Source organism: Paenarthrobacter sp. DKR-5, from assembly GCF_018531425.1.
Lineage (GTDB): Bacteria > Actinomycetota > Actinomycetes > Actinomycetales > Micrococcaceae > DKR-5.
Genome location: NZ_JAHBOI010000008.1, coordinates 96015 through 117910 on the forward strand (window position 1 = coordinate 96015; position 21896 = coordinate 117910).

The following is a 21896-nucleotide window of genomic DNA, read 5'->3' on the forward strand; positions in this document are numbered from 1 at the left end:
CTTACTCCGATGCTTCCTGAGCGACGTTGCTCTTCAACAGGGTGGCGGCGGTGGCTACGGCCGCAGCCACGTCGCCGTCCTTGGGGTACAACAGGGTGCGTCCGACGGTGAGGCCGCGGACGCCGGGCAGGGCCAGGGCCGACTGCCAGCTGGCGAACATCTCATCCTGCGAGCTGTCCGGGTCTCCGCCCAGCAACACGGTGGGCATGGTGGTTGCCGCCAGCACGCGTTCCATGTCCTTGACCACCGGCAGCTTCATCCAGGTGTAGGCGCTGGTGGAGCCCAGGCCGGAGGCGATGGCCACGGACTTGATCACCGCGTCCGTGCTCAAGTCGTTGCGGACCTTGCCGTTCTCCCAGACGGAGAGGAACGGCTCGACCATGGCCACCAGGCCGCGCTTGGCGAGGCTGTCGATGGCGTGCGCAGTCGCTTCCAGTGTGGCCGCCGTCGCCGGGTCGCCGAGGCAGATGCGGGTGAGCATCTTCCCGCCGTCGGCGCCGAGCGCCTGCAGCGCCGCGGCGGTGTGGCCGGTGAAGCGGTCATCGAACTCGTGTACGGAGCCGGCCAGGCCTCCGCGGTTCATCGAACCGAAGATCAGCTTGCCGTCGAGTGCGCCGAGCAGCAGCAGGTCATCGAGCACGTCCGGGGAGGCGAGGATGCCGTCGACGGCGGGGTTCGCAAGGGCGGTCCGCAGCCGGTCGAGCAGGTCCCGCCGGTCCGCCATCGCCGTCGGGTCCCCGCCGGCAGCGAGCGCGCCGCGGGCCGGGTGGTCGGCGGCGACAATGAAGTTCTGCCGGGCGGCCTTCACGCCGGGATGGCGGCGGCGGTTCTGCGCCGCGCGGGCCACGGCGGCCGGGTCCTCCAGTCGCATGGTACTCAGAGGCTCGTAGCGGCGCGGGTCCGCCGGATCGACGTCCAGGGGGGCCTCGGTCTGCAGTTCAGTCATGGGGAACGGTCCTTCCGCGTTCGGCGAGCAGGCTCTTGACCTCGTCGGGCGTCGGCATCGCATCGGCGCAGGAGAGGCGGGAGGCGACGATGGCCCCCGCGGCGTTGGCGTAGTCCAGCACCTGCTGCAGCGGCCAGCCCGAGAGCAGGCCGTGCACGAAGGCTCCGCCGAACGAGTCGCCGGCACCCAGGCCGTTGACGGTCTCCACCGTCACCGGCGCGGACACCACACGTTCGGTGGCGGTCTTGGCCATGACCCCCTCGTGGCCAAGCTTGACGACGGCGATCTTCACTCCCGCGGCGAGCAGCCGGTCCGCCTGCTCGTCCGGCGTGCCCTCGCCCACGGCGACGGCGCACTCCTTGTCGTTGCCGATCGCGACCGTCACGTGCGGGAGGATGCTCTGCACCTCGGCCCGCGCGCCTTCCTCGGTCTCCCAGAACATCGGGCGGTAGTCCAGATCCACGATGGTGTGCTGGCCCGCGCCGAGCTCGGTGCGGGGACGGGCCTCGAGTGCCGCGTGGTGCGCCGAGCGGCTGGGTTCCTGGCAGAGGCCGGTCACGGTGAACCAGAAGATGGTCGCGTCCTTGATCGCGGCCCGGTCCAGCTCCTCCGGCTGGATCTGCAGGTCCGGCGCCGTGGGCGTGCGGTAGAAGTAGAGAGGGAAGTCATGCGGCGGCTTGATCGCACAGAAGGTCACCGGCGTCGGCCATTCCTTGACGGGTGAGACGAACTGGTCATCCACGCCGAACTTGCGCAGCTCGCGGTGCAGGTAGTTGCCGAACGGGTCATCTCCGGTGCGGGTGATCACGGCCGTGCGCCGGCCGTGCCGTGCAGCAGCCACGGCAACGTTGGACGGTGAGCCTCCGAGGTACTTGCCGAAGGTGGTGACGTCCTCCAGGTCGACCCCGATGTCGTTCGGGTAGATGTCGACACTGATGCGCCCGATGGTCAGCAGATCGTGTGAAGCGGTCATCCTTGACCTTCCTTTTTCATTGCCCGCCCGTGCCGGCGCTGGGCCGTCCGGAGCGGGAAATCTGGTCGTCATGTGCCGGTGTGAGCCCGCCCACATGCATTACTTTGCCTCAAGAACCATGTCCTGTCAAAGTTTTGTAAGCACATGCTGACATTGACCGGACGGTCGGTGCCGGCGTTGCCGCCGGCGGGCGGGATCACGCCGCGGGAACAGCCAGCTCGCCTGTGACATACTGGGCCCGGCCAAAGCCAAAGGACCAGTCCCCTGCCCCGTTTTCGACGTAGCCGATAAACACATCCGAGCCCTCGACGCCCGCCTCGGCAAGCCGGCCGGCGATCCGCTCGAACAGTTCGGTTTTGGCCTCCTGCGACCGGCCGGCCTGCGTGAAGATCTGGATCATGACCACGCCGGAGGACCGCTCGAATCCGAGCCCGGCATCCTGGGCCAGCAGCTGCCCGGGCGCATGCTCGGTGATGATATGGAACAGGTCGCGCTGCGGAATGCCGTAGACCTCCAGAATGGCGCTGTGGATGCCCTCGCTGATGCACTCCAGCTGTGCAGGGGTGCGTCCGGCGTTGACATCAATTCGAACCAGGGGCATGAGTTCATCCTTCGGTGGTTTGTCCTGACATACTATCAAATCGGACATGCGTGGACAAGCCCCTTCTGGCGTCCCGGTGCCGCGGGCGGCAGCTGCGGCCGCTCCGGTGCGGGCGGCGGAGCATGCGGACGCACGAGAGGCCAGCAGCGGCGGGCTTCCGTGAGGAAAGCCCGCCGCTACTGGCCTCTCGGCGGGGGGGGTGCCTCTATGGTTTTCGTCAAGCGGCTGAAGGTTGTCGTGGTTCGTATAAGGTGCCGTCTCTGAGCATGGCGTAGAGGGTGTCGCATCGGCGACGGGCGAGTGCGATGAGAGCCTGGTTGTGGCGTTTGCCCTCGGTTCGTTTCCTGTCGTAGTAGGCCCTCGACAGAGGATCCTTCAAGGCGGCGAACGCGGAGAGGAACAGGGCTCGCTTGAGAATCTTGTTTCCTTTCCGGGATGGGTGGTCACCGCGGATGGAGGACCCTGATCGCCAGGTCACCGGTGCCAGGCCTGCGTAGGAGGCCAGGTGCCCTGCAGAGGCGAAGTCTTTGCCGACGATCTCGGTGAGGATCCGTGCTGCGGTCCTGACGCCGACCGCCGGCAGAGACGTCAGGACCGGGTGAAGAGGGTGGGCCTCCACGAGGGCTTCGACCTGGGTGAAGACGGTGTCCCGGGACTCGCGGATGTCGGCGAGCATCCGGGCCAGTTGGGGCAGCACGATCGTGGCCGCGTTGGTCCCTACGACGGTGACTGTTTGCTGGTCCAGGGCTTCGATGATCTCCCCGGCAAGGCGCTTACCCATCCGGGGTGCAAGTTTTGTCAGCCGGGTTTCGATGCGGCGCCGGCCCGCGTGGCGCAAGGCTTCGGGGGTCGGCCAGGTCCGCAGCAGATCCAACACTGCCGGGTGGTCCAGTCGCGGGCCAAGGACACGCTCCAGTGCCGGGTGGATCTGGGTGAGCAGGCCGCGGATCCGGTTCGAGGTTGCGGTGGCCTGTTTGGCCAAGTCGTCGTCGAAGCCGCAGAGCATGGTCAGCTCGGCGAGTTGTTCGTCGGCGATCTGGATGGAGCGCAGCGTGTGGGGCATGGTCCGGGCCGCTTCGGCGATGATGAACGCGTCCCGGGCATCGGTTTTCGCCTCGCCCGGGTGCAGGTCGGCGATCCGGCGCATCGCCAGTCCGGGCAGGTATCCGACCGTGACGCCGGCGGCTTGGGCAACGGCGACGGGGAGTGCACCGATCGTGGCCGGCTGGTCAACGACGAGCAGGATGGTGCCATGCTTGTTCAAAGAGTCGAGGATCTCGCGCAGCCTGGCCTCGTCGTTAGGCAAGGCCTTGTCGAAGAGCTTCTTCCCGGCCCGGTCCACTGCAACGGCGTGGTGTTCGCCCTTGCCGACATCCAAGCCGACGAAGACATCAGTGCTTTCGTGGTTTCCGATCACCTGTACCTCCCAGTCGCAGCAGTTGATACCAGTGCTGGACTGTCCGCGGTGTCAGAGCCCGGCATCCACGTTACGCACGACGATCCCAAACTGTCCTGCCTCTATTAGCGGTCTCTCCGGCACCTACCGGACCCCGGTGACAACACCCCCCGGATCATTGACGACTGGGGGCGGCAATCATGCCGGGGCCGGCAGGCCAGCACACCCACATCCTGCAACAGAAACGGGCTACGAAAAAGGTAACGGGGGCGGCGGGGGGTGTGGCGACGCGAAGCGCCCCCGGGCTACGGCCGCAGGACCTTGGCCCGGGCGACGGCCTCGTCCAGCACGACACCCAGGTTCCCGGCGTCGTGCGCGAACCGGCCCAGGAACAGTCCGTCCGCTTCCGGCAGCCGCGGGAGCAGTCCGGGCCCCGCGCTGCCGCCATAGATGATCGGGCAGGCGGACCCGAGTTCCTCCCGCAGCAGCGCGGTCACGGCGTTGACATAGTCCGGGGCGGCCGGTTCCGCCGCGCCGATCGCCCAGACCGGCTCGTAGGCGAGCACGAGCCGCGGCAGCAGGGAATCGTCACCGCCCGTGGCCGTGCGCACCTGCTCCAGGCAGAAGGCCGCCGCGGCTTCATGGCCCAGCGTGCTCGTCTCCCCGATGCACAGCAGCGGGGTGAGACCGGCGTTGACGGCGGCCCGGACCTTGCGCGCGACGACAAGGTCGTCCTCCCCGAAGAACCGGCGGCGCTCCGCATGCCCGATCTCGACCAGCGACACCCCCAGTTCGGCGAGCATCCCCGGGCTCACTTCCCCGGTGAACGGGCCGTCCGCCCACGAACAGTTCTGGGCGCCGAGGGTCACCGGTGAACCTTCCAGGATCCTCCCGGCCGCCTCGAGCACCGGGAAGGACGGGATCACGAAGACCTGCACGGGGCTCTCCTCCCCCAGTGCGGGGCGGGCGTCGACGACGGCGCGCACCTGCGAGAGCCAGCGCAGGCTCGCCTGGTAGCCCAGGTACATCTTGGTGCTGACACCGATGAAGACGGTGCCGGGTGCCGTCGGGGCGGGGGTGGGCGCGTTCATTCGTGGTCCTGCTGATTCTCGGTTTGCGGGTCAATTGCACAAGCGGGGGTGCCGCCGCAGTCTTCACTGCAGCGGCACCCGTGCCTGGGCTGCGCCGGTCCCCCGCGGAGCGCGGGACCGGCAGCAGCGGGTCGGATCCAGACTAGTCGTCCAGCAGGGCGTCCGCCTTGTTCGTGAACGCCTTGGTCCCGGCCATCATGACCGCGGCAAGGAACGGCAGCACGCCGAGCGCATAGATGCCCGCGGTGCTGGTCGCCGACCCGCTGAGGTCATTCACCCAGGTCCGCAGCAGCGGTGCCACGAAACCACCCAGGTTGCCCAGCGAGTTGATCAGGCCGATGCCGGCTGCGGCGGCGCTGCCGGTGAGGAACGCCGTCGGGTAGGACCAGGAGATCGGGCCAATCGCCAGGAAGCTGGATACCGCGAGGGTGATGAAGATGATTCCCAGCGCCGGCAGGTGGTTCGTGCCGGCCCACGCGGAGCCGAAGATGCACAGGCCCGTGGAGACGAACAGCCAGGTGCCCCAGATCCGGCGGCGGACGACGGTGGAGGCCGCCTTGCCGACGTAGTAGCAGACGAACAGGCCCACGAGCCACGGGATGGCCGCCAACAGGCCCACGACGAGCCCGACCTTCTGGCCGGTCAGCTGTGCCACCTGCTGCGGCAGGTAGAACGTGACACCGTAGACCGCGATCTGCAGGCAGAAGTAGATCACCGTGAAGTACCAGACCTTGCCGTTGCGCATCGCGGAGAACACGCCGGTGGGGCCGGACTCAACGCGCGCGACGTCTTCGATTTCCATGACCTGGGTCAGGGCAGCCTTCTCCTCGACGGAGAGGAACTTGGCCTGTTGCGGGCTGTTGATCAGGACGAACAGTGCGACGATGCCGGCGACGACCGCCATCATGCCCTCAACGAAGAACATGACCTGCCATCCGCGGAAGGCGGAGCCGGCGTCACCGACGTTGATGAGCCAGCCCGAGATCGGGGCCCCGATCAGCTGGGAGAACGGCTGGGCGAGGTAGAAGATCGCGAACATCTGCACGCGGACCTTGTTGGGGAACCATTCGGCGAGGAACATGATCACGCCGGGAAAGAGCCCCGCTTCGGTCACCCCGAGCAGGAAGCGCATGAACACGAAGGACGTGTCGCCGCCGATGAAGGCGAAGCAGGCCTCGACAATGCCCCAGGTGATGGCGATGCGCGCGAGCCACACCTTGGCTCCGACCTTCTTGAGCGCCAGGTTGCTGGGGATCTCGAACAGGGCGTACCCGATGAAGAAGATGCCCGCGCCGAGGGCGAACGCACCTGCGGAGATACCGCGGTCCGTGTGCAGCGCGCTTTCGGCAAAGCCCACGTTCGTGCGGTCGAGGAATGCCACGACGTAGAGGATGACCAGCATCGGCAAGAGCCTGCGCGAGGCCTTGGAGATGGCTGACTTCAGAACCGGTGTTGCCAGCAGTTCCTGAGGGGTTACAACAGACACGAACTCGCCTCCTTGGGAGTTTCATGAAGGGATGCCCAATGGCATCAGAGTGGTCCGCACGCCGCCGACGGCGCACGGGCAAAGCCGGTGCCCGCCAACGGTGCCGGGAACCTTCGGATGTCCCGCCGGCTCAGCCGAACAGCATCAGGCCTGCGCCGACGAGACAGATGATTACGCCTACGGTGAGGTAGATGATCCTTTCCCTGGTCCATTTCCCGGACCTGGGGGTCAATCCGGCCACAGCGGGCTCCTTCGATGGGTGCGGTGCTCCGCGGACCGTGGGGCCCGCGGAGCAGGGATGGCGCCGTCGCGGCCGCCGTCAGTGCATGTACAGGCCGCCGTCGACGTTGAGCGTCTGGCCGGAGATGTAGCCGGCGTCCTCGCTGATCAGGAAGTGGATCGCGGCGGCGATGTCGCGGGTGCTGCCCACTCGGTTCACGACCAGGTCCTTGACCAGCTCGTCCTTGCGCTCCTCGCTGAGCGTGCCGCCCATGATGTCCGTGTCGATGGGCCCGGGCGAGATCGCGTTGACAGTGATGTCGTACTCGCCCAGCTCACGGGCCGTGGCACGGGTCAGGCCGATCACGCCGGCCTTCGCCACCGAGTACGGTGTCTTGCTGAACGTGCCGCCGCCACGCTGCGCGGAGACCGAGGAGATGTTCACGATCCGCCCGATGCGGTGCTTGACCATCGTCTCGGCGACGCGGCGGGTGGCGTAGTGCACCCCGTTCAGGTTGATGTTCAGCACGCGGTCCCACTCGGCCGGCTCGAGCTCCAGGTAGGGCACCGGGGAGCTGACGCCTGCCACGTTCGCCAGCGCGACGATCTGGGGCAGTTCGGCTTCGAGTTCGTCGATCGCGGCGCGCACGGACTCTTCGCTGGCGACGTTGGCGCCCACGCCGTGGGCCTTGACCCCGTGCCTGCCGGCGATTTCCTTGGCGACAGCCTTGCTGGCCGCGTCGTCGAGGTCGATGACGCCGATGTTCCAGCCGCGCTCGGCAAGGAAGTCGGCGGTGGCGCGGCCGATGCCGCGCTCGGAGACGGCGCCGGTGACGATGGCGGTGCGCTCGGAGGGAAATGCAGTCATGGTGATTCCTTCGGGAGGTTGCTGTCCGGTGCTACTGGATCGGGGCGGGCCCGAGGTCCTCGAGCAGCTTCTGCATGGCCACGTACGCCTTGTTCCGGTACGCGACGAGCTCGGGGGTGCGGTCCGCCGGGACGTTGAGGAAGCCGGAGCCGGTCTTGGTGCCGAGCTGGCCGGCGTCGACCTTCTCCTGCAGGATCGCCGGGGTGGCGAAGCGCTCCGGGAAGCCGGTCTGCAGGGACTTGTAGCAGAACGCGTACACATCCAGCCCGGCCATGTCGGCGATCGCGAACGGGCCGAAGAACGGCAGCCGGAAGCCGAACGTGGTGCGCACCAGGGTGTCCACGTCCTCGGCGGTGGCGATCCCTTCCTCGACCACCTGGGCGGCTTCGTGGAAGAGCGCGTACTGCAGGCGGTTCAGCACGAATCCGGTCACGTCCTTGACGGTGGCGGTTTCCTTGCCGGTCTCGCCGACGACGGCGCGCGCCGCCTCGATGGTCTGTTCCGACGTGCCCTCGTGGGGGATGACTTCCACGCCCGGAATGAAGGGCGCAGGGTTGGAGAAGTGCACGCCGAGGAACCGCTCCGGGTTGCTGACGGCTTCGGCCAGCTTCGCGATGGAGATCGTGGAGGTGTTCGAACCGATGATGGCGTCCGGGCGGGCGGCGGCGCTGATCCGGGACAGCGTGGCGTGCTTGATCTCCAGGACCTCGGGAACGGCCTCTTCGATGTATTCCGCGTCGACGACGGCTTCCTCAATGTCCTTGGCCGGCCACAGGTTTTCCTTCAGCCGGTCGGTGGCGTCGGCCGGGAACAGGCCGGCGGCGACGAAGTCGTCGGATTCCTTCAGCAGCCGGTCGTAGTTGCTCTGGGCGATCTCTGCGGAGACATCGGCCAGGGCCACACGGGCGCCCGCGAGGGCGAGGACCTGGGCGATGCCGCCGCCCATGTAGCCGGAGCCGACGACGGCGATGTTGCGGTGGGTCATTTGCTTTCAGTTCCTTCCAGGGCTCCCTCGTAGGAGCAGATGGCGTCCACCTTGGCGGCGGAGGCGCTGGTCTCGTCGAAGCGGTAGTCGAGCCACTCCTTGACGAGCTTCTTGGCCAGTTCCAGGCCGATGACGCGCTGGCCCATCGTGAGCACCTGCGCGTTGTTGGAGAGCACGGAGCGCTCCACCGAGTAGCTGTCATGCGCCGTCACGGCGCGGATGCCGGGCACCTTGTTGGCCGAGATGGCTACGCCCAGGCCGGTGCCGCAGATCAGCAGGGCGCGGTCCGCCTCGCCGGCTGCGACCTTGCGGGCAGCGGCGACGGCCAGGTGCGGGTAGGCAGTGGTGTCATCCGGGCCGACGCCGACGTCCTCGACCGAGGCGACGCGCGGGTCCGCCTCGAGCAGCTCGCGCAGCGCGTTCTTGTACTCCACGCCGGCTTCGTCGTTGCCGACGACGATGCGCCAGCCCTGCTGGGGGGTGTTGCTCATGATCGTTCTCCTGATGTGTTGGCAAAAGTCTCAACGTAGGCCGCCACGCCGTCGGCGATCAGGCCGAAGGACACAGCGCCGGGATCCGGGTGGCCAAGGCTCTTCTCGGCCAGCGGCCGGGCCCGGCCCTTCTTCGGGCTCAGCTCCGCCGTCGCCTCAGCGGCCGTCGCAGCCGCCGCCGCCGCAGCGCGCAGGCTCTCGGCCACGCTCGCCCCGCTGTCGAGGGCGCCGGTGAATTCCGCGGTGAAGGGCAGCAGGGCGTCGACCATCGTCTTGTCTCCGGCTTCGGCCTTGCCCAGTCCGATGATGGCGTCGCGGAGCGCTTCCACCGCTGCGGCGGCGTCCGCCCCGGTGTAGCTCTCCTTGTTGCCGAGGGTGCGCCCGACGGCGGTGACGGCGGCGCCCCAGAGGGCCCCGGAGGTTCCGCCGGCCCGCTCGGCCCACTGTTCGCCTGCCGCGGCGAGCACTTCCTCGAGTCCTGCTCCGGCTGCGTGGCTCTTCTCGGCAGCGGCGACGGCGGCGTCCACTCCGCGGCGCATGCCGATGCCGTGGTCGCCGTCGCCCGCGATGGCGTCGAGCTTGCCGAGCGCTTCTTCGTGTTCGACGACGACGGCCTGCGCCACCTTCAGCGCCCCGACCGCCGTGCCCGCGAGGCCGGTGGAAGCGGCGCTGGCCGCCAGGACCGGCGCGCTCTCCTGCTCGGTCAGCTCCGAGAGGTTGCGGGCCGGGCGGGTGGCGAGGTTGCCCTTGCGGAAGGCCGGCGTGTCGGCCGGGGCTGCCCAGAAGCGCTCGAGTTCCTCGTCCAGCCAGAACAACGTCAGGGACAGTCCGGACATGTCCAGGCTCGTGACCAGCTCGCCGCACTCGGGCTCGATGATCTCAAGGCCGGCATCGGCGAGGAGCTTCTCGATCTTGCCGAAGAGCAGGAACAGTTCGTCGTACTTGACGGTGCCGAGGCCGTTGAGGATCGGCACGACGCGGGTGCCGGCGGCGTCGGGCTTGTCCTTGAGCAGGCCGCCGACGAGCAGTTGCGCGAGTTCGCTGGCGGTGGGGAGCGGCTGCTCGGAGATTCCCGGTTCGCCGTGGATTCCGAGCCCGACCGACATCATGCCTTCGGGGACGGTGAAGAGCGGTTCCCCGGCGCCCGGGAGGGTGCAGCCGGCGAAGGCGACGCCCAGCGAGCGGGTGTGGTGGTTGGCCTTGATCGCCAAGCGCTCCACCTCGTCCAGGTCCAGCCCGGCGTCGGCTGCCGCTCCGGCGACCTTGAACACCGTCAGGTCCCCGGCGATGCCGCGGCGCTTCTCGATTTCCTCGAGCGGGGCGCTGGCGATGTCGTCGGTGACCAGGACGGTCCGGGTCGGGATGCCTTCGGCGTTGAGCTTCTCCTGCGCCTGGCCGAAGTGCAGCACGTCCCCGGCATAGTTGCCGTAGCTGAGCAGCACGCCGCCGCCGGCCGAGGAGGCTTTGGCGACGCGGTAGACCTGGCCCGCGGACGGCGAGGCGAACATGTTGCCGCAGGCACTGCCCGCTGCAAGCCCGGACCCCACCAGCCCGGCGAAGGCCGGGTAGTGGCCCGAGCCGCCGCCAATCACCAGGGCGACCTGGCCGGCGGGCGTCTCGGTGGAGCGGACCACTCCGCCGTCGACACGGGCCACATACTGGCGGTTGGCGGCGACGAAACCGTCGAGTGCTTCGTCGGCGAACGCTGCAGGGTCATCAAATATCTTGGTCATGATTCCTCGTTGAACCGTAGGGATCGGGGGTGCGGCAGGATTAGTTGGCCGCTGCGGGGACCGCCGGCTTCTGCCGCCCCTGGGCGACCTGGCTGGTGCCCAGGGCATAGCCCTCGCGCTTGGGCAGCACGTGCCGGCGCAGGTATTCCTGGTTGGACGCTGTCACGCTGAGTCCGTCGCCGCCGTAGTGTTCGGTGCACAGGATGCCCTGGAACCCGACGGAGAGGGCGAACTGGAACGCCTCGCGGTAGTTGATCAGGCCGGATTCCATCGGGGCCGGCATGGCGACGTACTGGCCGCGGGCCCGGTCCTCGTCGCGGATGTAGTTCTTCACGTGCCAGTAGTTGGAGTACGGCAGGGTCTTGTGGACCATCTCGCGCCAGTCCTCGATCGGCCGGTGCAGGCGGATCAGGTTGCCCAGGTCCGGGTTCAGGCCGACGTTGGGCAGGTCGATGTCCTGGACCATCCGGACCGAGGAGTCGGCGGTCCCGATGTAGGTGTCCTCGTACATCTCGAGGGACACGAGCAGGCCGAGCTCGGCTGCGTGCCGGCCGACCTCGCGGATGCGGGTGACGGCGTTGTTCCAGGTTTCCTTGTCGCCGACCGGGTCCTTGTGGCCCTCGACGGTCCAGAACCAGACCTGCTGCTGCTGCTCGGGGGTCAGGGCCTGGTGCAGACCGATGGAGACGACCTCGCAGCCGAGCTGCGCTGCGGCCTCGAGGGTGCGGTGCGTGTAGGCAAGGTTCTCCTGCCAGTTCCCTTCCTCGATCACGCTGCGGCGGATCGCTGAAATCGCCGGCAGGCCGATGCCGGCGGCTGCGGCGGCGGCCTTCAGCTCGTCGAGGCGGGCGGGGGACAGATCGCCGGGGCGGACCCAGCTGTCCGTCAGGTCGGCATTCGCGAAGCCGGCGTCAGCCACTTCCTGGAAGACCTGCTGCCATTCGCCGGCGTCGGCGTCCTGGACCGAGGTCCCGTCCGGACGCGTGCCGGGGAACTGCAGCAGCGCGGCGGTGATGGGCCAGTTATCGGCGGTGTACGACATTGTCACTCCAAATCTTCAATCACATTTCCTATAGGATCTACGCTTGAAGGGCTGGTTGTCAAGAGGGTGGCTGCCGAACGGCCACTTGTGGCGGCCCCGCGCCCGGCGGGGCCACCGCAGCTGGCCGCTCGCGCGGGGCGAACGCCGCTCAGCCCCTGCGACCCGCCAGCGGACCTAGCTGCGGACCTCGCTGTCGTGCTGCGAGCGCTGCTTCACGCCCTCGATGTGCTCGATCATCTTCTCCCTCGCCAGTTCCGCGTCGCCGGCTTCGAAGGCCTTGAGAATCTCGGTGTGCTCCGCGATCGCGAAGTCCGCGTCCGTCACGCCGAGGCCGCCGAAGAAGCGGAACCGCTGGACCTGTCCGCCCAGGGCGTTGTAGGCCGAGAGCAGGAACTGGTTGTCCGCATTTTCGGCAATCAGCCGGTGGAACCGTTCGTCGGCCTCCCAGTAGGCACGGAACTCGGAGAAGGAGGGACCGCGCGGGGCGGATCTGAGGTCCTCGATGGCCTTGGCGAGCTCGGCGGTGAGCTTGGGATCGGCGTGGCTGCAGGCCATGAAGGCGTTGGCCGGTTCGATCACCAGCCGGGCGTCCATCAGGTCCGCGAGCTCGTCCGGGGTGAACAGCGGGGCCACCCGGTAGCCGCGCAGCGCGGTCCGGCGGACCATTCCGGTGGACTCCAGGCGCGCGAGGGCCTCGCGCACCGGCGTCGGGGACACTTCCAGCTCGCGGGCCATCCCGTCGATGCTGACGGGCGTGCCGGCCTCGAGCCGGCCGTCCATCAGGGCCGCGAGGAGTTCTTCGTACACGTGGTCGGCGAGGACCTGCCTGCTGATGCCGCGGGAGGCCTGATCCTTGATTGCCATGTAGGAATCCTATAGCCGCGCGGCGGCAGCGGCGGCCCCGGCTGTCTCCGCCCCGCGGACGCCGAACGCCGCCGGGTTGAGCAGGTTGCGGGGCCGGCGCCCGGCGGCGACGTCGAGGATCGCCTCGATGGCGCTGGCCGACACGTCCCGCGTGAAGTCAGCCGTCCAGCAGAGCGAGTGCGGCGAGAGCACCACATTCTCCATGGAGAGCAGTTCGTCGTCGGGCAGGAGCGGCTCCGGGTCGAACACGTCCAGGCCCGCACCGGCGATCCGCCCCTGCCGCAGGGCGGTGCGCAGTGCATCGGTGTCCACCAGGGGGCCGCGGCCGATGTTGACGAGGAAGGCGGACGGCTTCATGAGGGCCAGTTCCCGGCGGCCAATGAGCTTCTCAGTTTCCGGGGTCAGCGCCGCGCACAGCACCACGTAGTCCGATGCTGCCAACAGCTCGTTGAGGCCGGTCAGCTCCACCCCCAGCTCGCGGGCCTGGGGATGCGCGCCGCTGCGGTTGTTCCCGAGCACGCGCAAACCCAGCGGCGCCGCCATCCGGGCCAGCTCGGCCCCCACGCTGCCGAATCCGACGATGCCGAGCGTGGCGCCGTCCAGCGAGGCGCCACGGAAGTGCTCCCGCTCCCCCCAGCGGGACGTCCGGGTCAGCCGGTCCTTGGCGAAGAGCTGGTGGGCGAGCGCCAGCATGAGGGTCAGGCCGGCAGCGGCGAGCGGTTTGCGCACCGCCGCCGGCGTGTTGGTGACGAGGACGCCGGCGCGGGTGCACGCGTCGAGGTCGATCGTGTCGTAGCCGGCACCGAACCGGGCCACCAGCCGAAGATCCGGCGCCGCGGCAAGCGTCTCCTCGCCGAAGTGGATGTGGCCGAGCGAGAGCACGGCATCCACCCCTTCGAGGTGCTCCGCGGGAATCGGGTCCTCGTAGCTTGGCAGGACATGCCAGTCGATGCCTGCCTCGCTCAGCCGTCCCAGGCCGAGGTCCCCGTGGATCGAGCTGCCGTCCGCGCGGACGGCGTCGGCGGTGATGGCGACGCGGAACGGTGCCGGCGTGCTCATGCTCCGATGACCTCCTCCGTGCGGCCTGCACCGATCGGGCGGCGCACGAGGGCCACGTAGGCGACGGCGGCCAGAGCCGCGATCACGCCGCCGAGGACGAAGGAAGGCGTGTAGGAGCCCGTCGCGTCAGCAATCATGCCCGCGATCAGCGGCGAGAAGGCCCCGCCGAAGTAGCCGCCGAAGTTCATGATGGCGCCGACGCTGGCGACCTGCTTGGTGTCAACGATGTCGCCCGGCATCGCCCAGGCTGCCGAGGTCATCGTGGCAATGCAGCCCATTGCCACGCTCAGGACCACCATCGAGAGGGTCAGGTCGGCAATGAAAGGCACCAGGCAGACCAGGACGCCGGAGGCGATCGAGGCGATCACCATCACGTGGCGCTTCGCGGCCAGCGGGCTGGTGCCGGGCCGGCGCGAGTACCGGGTGATGATGTAGCCGCCGGTGATGCCCATCACCGCGGCGACGAGATACGGCACGGCCGCCAGGAACCCGGTGTTGGCAATGCTGACGCCGCGTGCCTGCTGCAGATACAGCGGCAGGAAGACGATGAAGAGGTTCCAGATCCAGATGACGCAGAAGAACCCGGCCATCAGCCCCCAGACCTGACGGTGCTTGAAGAGACCGCCCCAGGACGTGTTCACGCCCGAGACCGAGGTCCCGGCCCGGTCTCGCTGGATCATTTCGAACTCCTGCTGTCCCAGCCGGCGGTGCTCCTCCGGCGAGCGGTAGAAGACAAAGAAGCCGATGGCGAGCAGGACGCCGAGCACGCCGAGGAAGACGAAGATGGCCTGCCAGCCGAAGGCGAGCAGGATGGCGGTCAGGATCGGCGGCGCGATGGCCGGTCCCCACTTGGAGCCGCTGTCCCAGACCGCCGTGGCCTGCGCGCGCTCGGCCCGCGGGAACCACTCGGCCGTGACCTTGGCCGACGCCGGGCTGTTGGGCGCTTCGGTGATGCCGAGCAGCGCCCGGAAGGTGATGAACTGCCACATTGTGGTGCCGATCGCCATCAGCGCGGTGGAGACGCTCCAAAGCCCGATGGCCAGGAAGTACATCCGGCGTGCACCGAGCTTGTCGATCAGCCACCCGGCGGGCAGCTGGCTGAACGCGTAGACCCAGGAGAACACTGTCCCCAGCAGGCCGATGTCCGTCTTGGTCAGCGCCAGTTGCTTGATCATCTCCGGAGCCGCGATCGCGATCGCACTGCGGTCCATGTAGTTGACGATGCCCGCAAGCAGCGCCCAGCCGAGGATCCACCAGCGCAGGTTCTTGATGATCCGCCGGCCGGTGGATTCCCTCGGTCCCGCTTGTACCGTTTCTGTTGCCACAACACACCCCTCTGTGTCTTCGACTGGATGGTCACCGTTGACCACCCGATAATCGAAGACCCTATAGGATCTACGAATTGCTGAGAAGGGTTTGGGTGAATCTTTTGCGTCCCGGGCTTCCCCGGACGCGCGAAAGGCCAGTTGTGGCGGGCTAACGCGAAGCGAGCCCGCCACAACTGGCCTTTCAGCCGGCGGCAACCGTCAGGAGAGGTGCCCGCGCAGCACCTCGATCACGGAGGAATCGTCGCGGCGGCCGAACCCGGCGCGGCGACCGTTCAGGTAGAGCTGCTCGGCGGCGGCGGCCAGCGGCGCCGGGTAGGTGTTCTCCCGTGCGGCTTCCACCACCAGGCCCATGTCCTTGACGAAGATGTCCAGGGCGCTGCGGACCTCGGTGTTGGTTTCGTCCACCATGCGGGCTCCGCGATCGTCGAGCATGAACGACGCCGCCGCCCCTGAGCGCAGCACCTCCCAAGTGGCCTTGGCCTCCAGGCCCAGCGCCTCGGCGAAAGCCAGGGCCTCCCCCGCCACCGCGATGTGCACGCCGCAGAGCAGCTGGTTGACCAGCTTCACCTTCTGCCCGTCGCCCACGTTCGGGCCGACGACCGGCGCCGAGCCGGCCATCGCGTCCAGCAGCGGACGGGCGACGCCCAGTGCGCGCTCGGACCCGCTGACCATCATGAGCAGGTCGCCGGTGGCGGCCCGGGCTGTGCCGCCGGAGACCGGCGCGTCCACCACCTCGACGTCGAATGCCTCCAGCCGCTGGGCCAGGGACACCACCGCGGCGGGTCCTACTGTCGCCATCAGCAGCACGACGGTCCCCGGCCGCAGGGACGCGGCCAGTTCGTCCGGGCCGAAGAGCACGGCATCGGCCTGCGCGGGCGTCGCGACCATGAGGGCGACGACGTCGGCCTCCGCCACGGCTTCCTTGGCCGTCGCCGCGGGCCTGAGCCCGTCCCGGGCAAGCGATTCCGCCCTGCCCTCGGCGACGTCGAACGCGCTGATCTGGTGCCCGGCGCCGGCGAGTACGACGGCCATCGGGCCGCCCATCGCCCCGAGTCCGATCCATCCAACCTTGGTCATGAGGCAGTTTCCTTTCCAGCTGGGGCCGCGGAGTCCTTGCGGCCGCGGAACAGTTCAATGGTGTCAGCGAGGGCATTCTCATCCCCGACGTTGCCGGCGAAGACCACGTAGGGGATGCCCACCACGCCCTCGGCAGCCTCATCCGGCCGGAGCACGGAAACCATGCCCGGGAAAAGCTGGCCCAGGACTGTCGCCCGGCGGATGCCGAGGCCGCGGACGGCGACGTCGTGCGACGTGATCCCGCCCTTGGCGATCACCCAGGCCGGGCGGCCCGCCAACGCGCCGCGGACCACGTCGATCACCGCGGCAGAGACCGCCCGCGCGATTTCCAGGCTGCGGGCCGCGTCCTCGCCCTTCACCAGTGCGCGGGAGGTGTACAGCAGGACGTCGGCGCCGGCGAGGGCGTCAATGACCTTCGCGGTGGTCTCGGCGATGTGCCGCTCCCGCGTCGCGCCATTGATCAGCTCCGCGACCGAGAGCTCCACCTCGGTGACGCCGCCGCGTGCCTGCGCCGCCGCGACCTGGCGGCCGGTCTGCCCCACGTGGGAGCCGACGACAGCCAGTCCGTGGCCGGCAGGCCGGCCGCCCGGCCAGATGTCCGACGCCGCCAGCACCGGCCGCGGCTCGATCCCCGCCAGCGCACGGACGAACGACGGTCCGGTACGGTGCAGGAACAGCTTGCCTTCGCGCTGCGCCTGCTGCAGGCCCAGCACCACCACCTCCAGGTCCGCGAACTCCGTCGCATTCACGACGATGACCTGCAGGTCCCGGGCTGAGCGCAGGATCTCGGCGACCCGCTCCTCTCCCCCGGTGCGGATGTCCCCCAGCCCGATGCTGAGCACGTCCGCGGCGGGGATGGTTCCGCCGCTTTTCTCCGCGACGAAGTCCTTCAGGTCGGAGGAGGAGTATCCGAAGGTCGCGTCCTTGGCGAACTCGGTCTCGCCTGCAGGCACGGCCTCGCCGCCCACCATCGCCCAGTGCACGTCCCCGGCGGTGAAGCGCCCGGCCTCGAAGAAGGCGGGCGTCAGCAGGACGCCGTCGTACCCGCGGCCGGTCACCTCGCGGCGGACGGCGTCCAACGCCCGGATCTCGGCGAGCACGTGGCCACGCAGGGTCGAGTCGCTGCGGCTGACCAGATCCAGCGGGGCGCCCAGGCGCTGCTCGAGTTCGAACAGCGCACGGCCGGCCGTCTGGTTGAGGGCGACGGCGTCCGCCTCGTCCAGGCTGCGGGTGTTGGTGAGGATGAAGCAGGTGGATTCGGGCTCTGCCAGGGCCGCCTCGTACTCGCCTGCGTCGAGGGCGGTGACGACGGAGACGCCGTGAACGGACTGCGAGCCCGTCGGGTCGTCGTCGAGCACCGCGATGCGTCGCCCGGTCTCCGCGCGGTAGGCGCGGATCCGCTGCCGGGCATCCGGCAGGCGCAGCGGCGCGGGAGCCTGCCCGGGGCCGGCGGCCGCGCCAGGGCGGCCGCCGCTCTGCTGGGTTTCGTTGGTCATGCTGTGATTCCTTCCGAGTGCCGCCCGGCCCGGGGGCCGGGCGGCGCCGCGGTGCTTCGGTCAGGAGACCTGCAGGCCGCCGTTGATGTCGTACGTGGCGGCGGTGATGTAGCCGGCGTCCTCCCCGAGGAGGAACGCGATCAGCGCCGCCACCTCTTCGCGGGTGCCCACCCGGCCCATCATGATGCCTTCGCTCATGGCAGCCTTGCGTTCCTCGGTCAGGGTGCCGCCCATGATGTCGGTGTCGATCGGTCCCGGCGCGACGGCGTTGACCGTCACCCCGAATTCGCCGACTTCGCGGGCCAGTGCCCGGGTGAAGCCCAGGATGCCGGCCTTGGAGGCACTGTAGGCGACCTTGGAGTAGGTGCCGCCGCCGCGCTGCGCCGAGATGGAGGAGACGCTGACGATGCGGCCGAGCCGGCGCTCGATCATGCCCTTCAGCACCCGCTGCGAGACCAGGTAGGTGCCGCGCATGTTGATGGCGAACACCTTGTCCCATTCCTCCACGGTGGTCTCCATGAAGGGCGTCGGGGAGCTGATGCCGGCCAGGTTGGCCAGGCCGACGATCGGAGGCAGGGATTCCTCGATCTCGGTGATCGCCCGGTCCACGGACGCTGCGTCGGACACGTCCGCGCCGACGCCGATCGCCTTGACGGCACGGTTGGCGCCGATTTCGGCGGCAGCCGCCCGTGCGTCCTCGGCGTTGATGTCCAGGATGGCGATGGCCCATCCCTGGCTGGCGAGGCGGTCCGCGGTGGCGCGGCCGATGCCGCGGGCGGAGGCTGCCCCGGTCAGGACGGCGGTGCGTTCGGCGGGGAACGGGGTTACTTCAGTCATGGGAGTACTTCCTTCTGGGATTCGGGTTCCGGGGTTCTGGCGTCCGGGCCCTAGTGGGTTTCAGCGACGGGAAGTGTCGCTCCGGGAGCGGAGACGCCTTCCGGGCGCTTCCGGGCGTAGAGGTAGGTGGCCAGGGCGGTGATCGCAAGGCAGGCCGCCAGGAACACGAGGCCGGTCTGGCTGTTGCCCGTGGCGTCCTTGAGGATGCCGACGATGTACGGCGCGACGAAGCCGCCGAGGTTACCGAGGGAGTTCACCATCGCCAGGCCGGCCGCCGCAGCGGCGCCGGTCAGCGCGGCGGACGGCATGGCCAGGAAGGGTGCGATTGCGGCGTAAATGCCCATTGCGGAGATGGTCAGGAAGACCATGGCCAGCACGGCGTTGACCGGCAGCAGGAAGCCGGCGCCGAGCAGGCCGACGGCGGCCAGCACCATGGCCATGCTGGCGTGCCAGACACGGTTGCCGGTGCGGTCCGAGCGCTTGCTCCAGAAGTAGACGAAGACGGCCGCGATGGCGTAGGGGATGAAGACGATGAAGCCGACCTCGGTGGTATTGAACTTGCCGAGCGCCTTCACGATCGTCGGCAGCCACAGGCCCAGGCCGTAGATGCCGCAGACCAGCCCGAAGTACAGGGCCGAATACGCGATGGTGCGCGGGTCCTTCAGGCCCGCCAGGAAGTCGTGGTTGCCCGTCTTCTGCTTCTGGGCCAGTTCCTGGTCCATCGTGGTCGTGAGCCATTCACGCTCTTCCGGAGCCAGCCACTTGGCGTGCGACGGGCGGTCGGTCATGACGAAGGGTGTGATGATGCCCAGGATGATGGCGGGGATGCCTTCGAAGATGTAGAGCCACTGCCAGCCGTGCAGACCGGCAACGCCTTCCATGCCCAGCAGCAGGCCGGAGACCGGGGCGCCCAGGGCGTTGGAGATCGGCTGCGCCAGAATGAAGATGCCCAGCACTGTCACGCGCTGTGCGGCCGGGAACCAAAGGGTGAGGTAGAAGAGCACGGCGGGGAAGAAGCCGGCCTCGGCGGCGCCGAGCAGGAACCGGATGATGTAGAAGGTGGCCTCGCCGTTCACCAGGAACATCGCGGTGGCGAAGATGCCCCAGGTGATCAGGATCCGGGCGATCCATTTCCGGGCGCCGAACTTGTACATGCCGCCGTTGCTCGGGATCTCCAGCACGGCGTAGCCGAGGAAGAAGATGCCGGCGCCCAGGCCGTAGGCGGCTTCAGTGAGGCCGATGTCGCCCTGCATGCCGAGCTTGGCGAAGCCGACATTGTTGCGGTCCAGGTAGGCGACGAAGTAGAGCAGGACGATCAGCGGCATGAGCCGCCGGCGAACCTTGCGGAGGGTGGTCTCCCCCAGCGCGCTCAGCGGCCGGGCGACAGTCGAGGAGGTCATCGCTGGCCTCCGTGGGTGGTGAGGGTGCCCAGGGTGGGGACGTGCGCGCGCATTAAGACTCCTTTGGCCAACGCGGGTGATGACGGGGCCGGGAGGCGTGAATTCCCGGCTAGGTGCGAACTACATCAGATGTCTGATGTCTCGAATAGCGATGTTAGTCACAGGGACCTGCCGGCGTCAACCGGGGATCAGACTGCTGCCGCTCCGTCGCTCTGGGACGCCAGCAGGTAGTGCTCGTAGTCCTCGAAGGTCTGCTGGATGTGGGCGTCCATGGCCGAACGCGCAGCGCCGGGCTCGCCCGATGCGATGGCTGCCAGCACCAGCTTGTGGTGATGGATGGCGTGCCGCTGGACCTCGGGGAAAGCCGACGTCTCGCGGCGCATGGCGTACAGCAGAGTCGTCAACTGGCCCAGGAGTGCCGGCACGAAAGGGTTGCCGGAGGCCTGCAGCACCGTGTCGTGGAAGGCGATATCCGCCGCCGTGAGGGCCTCGACGTCGGCGCTGTGGTGCGCTGATTCCATCGCGGTGATGCTCTGTTCCATCGCGGCCAGATCAGCGGGCTGGTGGCGGCTGGCGGCCAGTTCCGCCGCACCGGTCTCCACCATGCGGCGCACCTCGAGCAGGCGCAGGGCCACCTGGTCCGAGGCGACACCGCGTGAGGCTGCGCGCATGATGGCTTCCAGCCCGGTCCAGCGTTCCGGCGGGTTCACGAAGGTGCCCAGACCGCGCTTGACGTAGACGATGTTCTGCGCCTTCAGGACCTTCATCGCTTCGCGCGCCGTGAGCCGGCTGACGGACGAATCCTTGGCGATGTCGGCCTCCGGCGGCAGCGCGTCGTCGGCCTTGATCTCCCCGCTGAGGATGTGTTCGAGGACCTTGTCGACGACGACGTCGACCAGCGTCCGACGTGCCTCTGCCATCGATGTTCCCCTTGTCCGGGCGCAGCCGAAGCGCCCTTGTCCTTCCTAGAACACTACTAGACCGCCGCCCGGGTTCCCGGCGCAGGAGGTAATACGACGTCGGCCCGCCTTCCACAGGGAAGACGGGCCGACGTGGCGCAGGAGCAGGATCAGAGGCCCGAGGGTTCCTCGTGCTCCGGGTAGACCTCGCGCAGCAGGTGGGCGGTCTCGGACGGCGTCTTGCCGACCTTCACGCCTGCGGCCTCGAGGGCCTCCTTCTTGGCCTGTGCGGTGCCTGCGGAGCCGGACACGATGGCGCCGGCGTGGCCCATGGTCTTGCCCTCGGGAGCGGTGAAGCCGGCCACGTAGCCGACGACCGGCTTGGTGACGTGGGCCTTGATGTAGTCGGCCGCGCGCTCTTCGGCGTCGCCGCCGATTTCGCCGATCATGACGATCGCCTTGGTCTCCGGGTCAGCTTCGAACGCCGCGAGTGCGTCGATGTGCGTAGTGCCGATGACCGGGTCGCCGCCGATGCCGATCGCGGAGGAGAAGCCCAGGTCGCGCAGTTCGTACATCATCTGGTAGGTCAGGGTGCCGGACTTGGAGACGAGGCCCACGCCGCCCTTGCCGGTGATGTTCGCCGGGGTGATGCCGACGAGCGACTCACCCGGGGTGATGATACCGGGGCAGTTCGGGCCGATGATGCGGGTGATCTGCTTGCCGTCGGCGTCGACCTTGGACTGGGCGAGGGCCCAGAATTCCGCCGAGTCCTGGACGGGCACACCCTCGGTGATGACGACGACGAGGCCGATGCCGGCTTCGATCGCTTCCACCACGGCGTCCTTCGTAAAGGCCGGCGGGACGAAGACGATGGAGACGTCCGCGCCGGTCTCGGAGATGGCTTCCTTGACGGTGCCGAACACCGGCAGCGTCTTGCTGCCGTGGGTAACGGTGGTGCCGGCCTTGCGGGCGTTGACGCCGCCGACCACGTTGGTGCCGGCGTGCAGCATGCGGGCGGTGTGCTTGGAGCCTTCGCCGCCGGTGATGCCCTGGACGATGACCTTGGAGTCCTTGTTGATGAAGATAGACATGTTCTTTTTCCTCG

At 68.6% G+C, this 21896-nt stretch carries 19 protein-coding genes and 1 pseudogene; all 20 read right to left on the reverse strand.

Annotation, left to right across the window (positions count from 1 at the left end; translation table 11 throughout):
• Position 1: 1 nt before the first annotated feature.
• Entirely contained in the window at positions 2-946 is a 945-nt protein-coding gene (locus KIH31_RS16195; RefSeq protein WP_214428173.1) for a deoxyribose-phosphate aldolase, read from the reverse strand.
• Entirely contained in the window at positions 939-1919 is a 981-nt protein-coding gene (iolC, locus tag KIH31_RS16200) for a 5-dehydro-2-deoxygluconokinase (RefSeq protein WP_214428174.1), read from the reverse strand. The genes KIH31_RS16195 and iolC overlap by 8 nt, the downstream gene beginning before the upstream one ends.
• Before the next feature lie 196 nt (positions 1920-2115).
• Positions 2116-2520 carry a tautomerase family protein gene (locus tag KIH31_RS16205; RefSeq protein WP_214428175.1) on the reverse strand — a complete coding sequence of 135 codons (405 nt, stop codon included), beginning with the start codon at positions 2518-2520 and terminating at the stop codon, positions 2116-2118.
• 217 nt (positions 2521-2737) lie between these two features.
• Positions 2738-4002: pseudogene (locus KIH31_RS16210) on the reverse strand (IS110 family transposase).
• Between the two features lie 219 nt (positions 4003-4221).
• Positions 4222-5007 (reverse strand): triose-phosphate isomerase family protein, encoded by a 786-nt coding sequence (locus KIH31_RS16215; protein ID WP_214428176.1) that lies wholly within the window; start codon positions 5005-5007, stop codon positions 4222-4224.
• A gap of 142 nt (positions 5008-5149) precedes the next feature.
• The gene (locus KIH31_RS16220) at positions 5150-6493 is read right to left on the reverse strand and encodes an MFS transporter (RefSeq protein ID WP_307857683.1); all 1344 of its coding nucleotides are present in this window, start codon (positions 6491-6493) and stop codon (positions 5150-5152) included.
• Between the two features lie 319 nt (positions 6494-6812).
• Entirely contained in the window at positions 6813-7580 is a 768-nt protein-coding gene (locus KIH31_RS16225) for an SDR family NAD(P)-dependent oxidoreductase (RefSeq protein ID WP_214428177.1), read from the reverse strand.
• 31 nt (positions 7581-7611) lie between these two features.
• On the reverse strand, positions 7612-8565 hold the full coding sequence (locus KIH31_RS16230) for a 3-hydroxyacyl-CoA dehydrogenase family protein (protein ID WP_214428178.1): 954 nt from the start codon (positions 8563-8565) through the stop codon (positions 7612-7614).
• The gene (locus KIH31_RS16235; RefSeq protein WP_214428179.1) at positions 8562-9056 is read right to left on the reverse strand and encodes a ribose-5-phosphate isomerase; all 495 of its coding nucleotides are present in this window, start codon (positions 9054-9056) and stop codon (positions 8562-8564) included. Before KIH31_RS16235 ends, KIH31_RS16230 begins: the two co-directional genes overlap by 4 nt.
• Positions 9053-10789: a dihydroxyacetone kinase family protein gene (locus KIH31_RS16240; RefSeq protein WP_214428180.1), complete on the reverse strand. Its 1737-nt coding sequence runs from the start codon at positions 10787-10789 to the stop codon at positions 9053-9055. The genes KIH31_RS16235 and KIH31_RS16240 overlap by 4 nt, the downstream gene beginning before the upstream one ends.
• A gap of 40 nt (positions 10790-10829) precedes the next feature.
• Positions 10830-11831 (reverse strand): sugar phosphate isomerase/epimerase, encoded by a 1002-nt coding sequence (locus KIH31_RS16245; RefSeq protein WP_214428181.1) that lies wholly within the window; start codon positions 11829-11831, stop codon positions 10830-10832.
• Between the two features lie 174 nt (positions 11832-12005).
• Positions 12006-12695, reverse strand: a complete 690-nt coding sequence (locus tag KIH31_RS16250) for a GntR family transcriptional regulator (protein WP_214428182.1) — start codon at positions 12693-12695, stop codon at positions 12006-12008.
• Between the two features lie 9 nt (positions 12696-12704).
• Positions 12705-13754, reverse strand: a complete 1050-nt coding sequence (locus KIH31_RS16255; protein WP_214428183.1) for a 2-hydroxyacid dehydrogenase — start codon at positions 13752-13754, stop codon at positions 12705-12707.
• Entirely contained in the window at positions 13751-15079 is a 1329-nt protein-coding gene (locus KIH31_RS16260; RefSeq protein WP_214428184.1) for an MFS transporter, read from the reverse strand. Before KIH31_RS16260 ends, KIH31_RS16255 begins: the two co-directional genes overlap by 4 nt.
• Before the next feature lie 201 nt (positions 15080-15280).
• Positions 15281-16159, reverse strand: coding sequence for an NAD(P)-dependent oxidoreductase (locus KIH31_RS16265; protein WP_214428185.1), 879 nt, complete (start codon positions 16157-16159; stop codon positions 15281-15283).
• Positions 16156-17655, reverse strand: a complete 1500-nt coding sequence (locus KIH31_RS16270; protein ID WP_214428186.1) for a four-carbon acid sugar kinase family protein — start codon at positions 17653-17655, stop codon at positions 16156-16158. Before KIH31_RS16270 ends, KIH31_RS16265 begins: the two co-directional genes overlap by 4 nt.
• A 60-nt stretch (positions 17656-17715) precedes the next feature.
• Complete coding sequence (locus KIH31_RS16275) at positions 17716-18492, reverse strand: SDR family NAD(P)-dependent oxidoreductase (protein WP_214428187.1); 777 nt, start codon at positions 18490-18492, stop codon at positions 17716-17718.
• Positions 18493-18542: 50 nt separating this feature from the next.
• Positions 18543-19892 carry an MFS transporter gene (locus KIH31_RS16280; RefSeq protein WP_214428188.1) on the reverse strand — a complete coding sequence of 450 codons (1350 nt, stop codon included), beginning with the start codon at positions 19890-19892 and terminating at the stop codon, positions 18543-18545.
• Between the two features lie 188 nt (positions 19893-20080).
• Entirely contained in the window at positions 20081-20812 is a 732-nt protein-coding gene (locus KIH31_RS16285) for a FadR/GntR family transcriptional regulator (protein ID WP_214428189.1), read from the reverse strand.
• 149 nt (positions 20813-20961) lie between these two features.
• On the reverse strand, positions 20962-21882 hold the full coding sequence (gene sucD, locus KIH31_RS16290; protein ID WP_214428190.1) for a succinate--CoA ligase subunit alpha: 921 nt from the start codon (positions 21880-21882) through the stop codon (positions 20962-20964).
• Between the last annotated feature and the right edge of the window lie 14 nt (positions 21883-21896).